Below are 3,448 nucleotides of genomic sequence, written 5' to 3' on the forward strand. Positions count from 1 at the left end.
GGAGACAGCCCAGTTCATGGCGTCCTTCGCCCAGTCGGCGACGGAGGCGGCATCCGGGAAGGAGGCCAGCTTGTCTTCCTCGACCTTTTCGGCCTTGGCCAGACGGTAGAGCATCGTGGCCATTTCCTGACGGGTGATGTTGTCGTTCGGGGCGAACGTGCCGTCGCCCATGCCGTTGACGACACCGGCCTCGGTGGCCCAGACGACGGCGTCATAGTACCAGTCGCCGGTCTTGACGTCGGAGTAGGTGCTCTCGGCCTCGGCCGCGGGCGTACCGGCGATGCGGTAGAGCATCGTGGCGAACTCGGCGCGCGTCAGCGTGCCCTGCGGCTCGAACGTCGTCTCGGTCATGCCGTTGACGATGCCGTCCTTCGCGAGCTGCAGCACGACGTCGTAGAACCAGTCGGTCTCGGCGACATCGGTGAACGGATTGACGAACGTCTCCTCGGTGATGAGGCGGATGCGGGTCTCGTTCATATCGACACGGATGGGCTTCTCCTCTGTGGACTTCTCAAAATAGGCCTGCAGCGCCTGGCGCATATAGGTCTTGTTGACGTGGGTGATGATCTTCACATCGGAGGCCAGCTCCTTCGTCTCGTCGAGGACGTTGAGCATGGTGTAGCCGTCGCCGCCGCCGCCGAGGTAGCTGTTGATGACGACCTTGTAGCGGACATCGGGATCGAGCGGCGTGCCGTCATAGAACTTCACGTCGGAAATGCGGCTGCCCGGCTCCTTTGTGAGGTCGGCGGTGTAGGTGATGCCGGCGGGCTGGGCGAACTTGCCGTGCAGGCTGGGCAGGGCGCTGACACCGTTTTCCAGCGCGGCGAGGATCGTGGCGCCGGAGGCCTCGACGAGCATCATGTCGTTGTCAAAGGGCAGGACGGAGTTGCAGGACTTCAGCGTGACGGGACCCTCGGGCATGGAGGCGCGGATGCCGCCGCCGTTCACGAGGCAGATGTCCGGCTCATAGATGGCGAAGAAGTCGAGCAGGGCGTCGGTGACGAGGTTGGCGATGGGAGAGTTCTGACCGCGGACGAGCTGCGTGGACCATTCAAGGTTCTGCGCGCTGTAGCCGACGACCTTCTCCAGCGAGGCGGCGACCTCGTCGTTATAGCTGTCGACAAGGGCCTTGACGGTGGGATCTTCGGCGTAGGCATCCGTCAGGAAGATCTGACTGTAGATAACGCCGGTCATCTTGCCGTTCAGCACGACGACGTTGATCTGATTCAGGGCTTCGCCATGCTTGCTGGGGTTGATGAGGTACTGCGTGCCGTTGATGATGGTCGGGCGGCCTGCGATGTCGTTGCCGCCGCCGATGGAGATGTCAACGGCGGGATTATCGGTGATGAGCTGCGTGTTCTTGCTGTGCACATGGGACAGCGCGATGACGACATCGCAGGACTCCTCGTTCTTCAGGCGGCTGACAAGCGTCTTGGCCGTGGTCAGATCGTCGTCCCACTCGATGTCATAGGTGTTGCTGTAGAGCGTCGTGGCAGCGCTCTGGTCGTCCGTCACGCCGAAGATGCCGAACTTCAGACCGGCAGCTTCCTTCGTGATGTAGTCGCCGAAGGGATATTCCTTCTCGCCCGCGTAGGCCTTGCCTTCCTTGAACTTCGTATTGGCGGAGAGCATGGCATACTGTGCGCGGTCGCGCAGGCGGAGCAGGTTTTCCAGAGAGTAGTCAAAGTCGTGGTTGCCGAGCACGGTGGCATCGAGGCCGAGAGCACTCAGGGCGTCGACGGAGACATTGCCCATGGAGACGTTGGCCAGCGTGGTGTTGTAGGGGGAGTCGCCGCCGTCGACGTAGATCACATGATCCTCGCCGAGTCTGGCCTCGACCTCATTCATGACGGTCTTGATGCGGGCTACGGAGCCGATCTCGAACTTGCCGTCGCTGGAGGTGTAGGGGATGTAGTTGCCGTGGATGTCGGCCGTGGCGAACACGGAGACGACCTGCATGTCCTGCAGGAAGGCGAACAGCGTCTCAACCTGCGTGGCTGTGATCGGCTCATCTGTGAGGTCGGAGGCCTTCAGCAGGCCTGCGTCGATGGCTTTCTGCAGATGATCGATCTTTAGATCGGCACCGTAGAGCGCCTTGGCAACGGCCGTGGCCATTTCACGCACGGTGATGGGCGCATCCGGGCGGAAGCTGAGATGATCGTCGGCCAGGGAGAGGAGCTGCGCGTTGATAACGGCCTCGATCTTCGGGGCGGTGGGCAGGTCGACGCAGTCCTTGGCGGCGGCGATGACGTTTGCCGCGGTAATGGCGTCGGAGCTTGCGGAATAGCCCATTTCCTTGGGGGTGGTTTCATAGCCCTCGATCCGGCTCGCATGGATATCGGCCAGACCGAAGGTCTCTGCCAGATACACGGCCGCGTCGGCGCGCGTATAGGGCGTTTCTGCCAGTGCCGAGGCCGGGAGCAACGCGAGCACGAGCATCAGGACGAGAAGTGCGGACAGAACTCTTTTCACAGGGTTACCTCCATCTTTTCCAATATTCGGGCGGGCGGACCGCGCCGTTTCGGGCGCGTAAAAAGAGCGTATCATATTTTCAGGAAAAATGCAAGAAAATGCTGCAAATTTGCTGAATATTTTTTTGGATTTTATATAGTTTTTACAAAATATAATGGGAAGCTTCCGGATTTGTCATTGCGAGGAGGCCAAGGGCCGACGTGGTGATCCCGGCAGGGGGGCTGCCAAAATGGACAAGGGCATCGCCGACCGTGCGTGCTTACAGATTTGACGGTAGCGGCGCTCAGCGAGCGCCATGGGCAGCTGCAGGTTTTGCGGCACTCTGCCGACCGCACACGCCTTGTAGGGGAGCGGCATGCCGCTCCCGGCAGTGTACTCCCGATTCGTACTGGCTGCCGTTAAAATGGTATACACCAATTGCGTCTGTAGCGGCGCTCAGTGAGCGCCTTGTGCGCTTACAAATCATGCAGCGCAAATTCATTGGCATGAGACTTCCGAGTTTGTCATTGCGAGGCCCCGAAGGGGCCGTGGCAATCTCGCAGTACCCGGCCGGATCACAGGAAGGCCGCGGCGAAAACGCAACTGCCTGCCCGAGATTGCCACGTCGGCCTTTGGCCTCCTCGCAATGACAATTCGGGGGCCATTACCGTTTTATCGTCAGCCGGTACGAATCGTAAGCGCTGCGCCGGGAGCGGCATGCCGCTCCCCTACAACGCACGACTGGCAGTTTTGCGTAACTTTCCATTTTCCATTCTGCATTTTCCATTTGCACCATGCCTCGCCCCTGCGATTTGCACTGCATTCCATAACAAAAAACTGCCGCACCCGGGTGGGTGCGGCAGCAGGAGCGTATTTCTTACTTGCTGAGAGCCAGATAACGGCAGGCGACGGCGGCAGCCTGGCAGCGGAGCGCCGTGGCGGTCGGGTCAAGGTAGTTGACCTTGTCGTCGTGCGTGGAGCCGTTGACGATCTCGGT

Annotated in this window: 1 protein-coding gene; it reads right to left on the bottom strand. The window is 60.6% G+C overall.

Translation table 11 applies throughout. The features are described from left to right. Positions 1-2,472: 5'-nucleotidase C-terminal domain-containing protein (locus WMO66_RS14440; protein ID WP_349137054.1), on the bottom strand; the 2,472-nt coding region annotated here is incomplete at its 3' end. Positions 2,473-3,448: the final 976 nt, after the last annotated feature.

This window comes from Faecousia intestinalis, assembly GCF_040096185.1.
In the GTDB taxonomy this organism is placed as follows: domain Bacteria; phylum Bacillota; class Clostridia; order Oscillospirales; family Oscillospiraceae; genus JAZOXB01.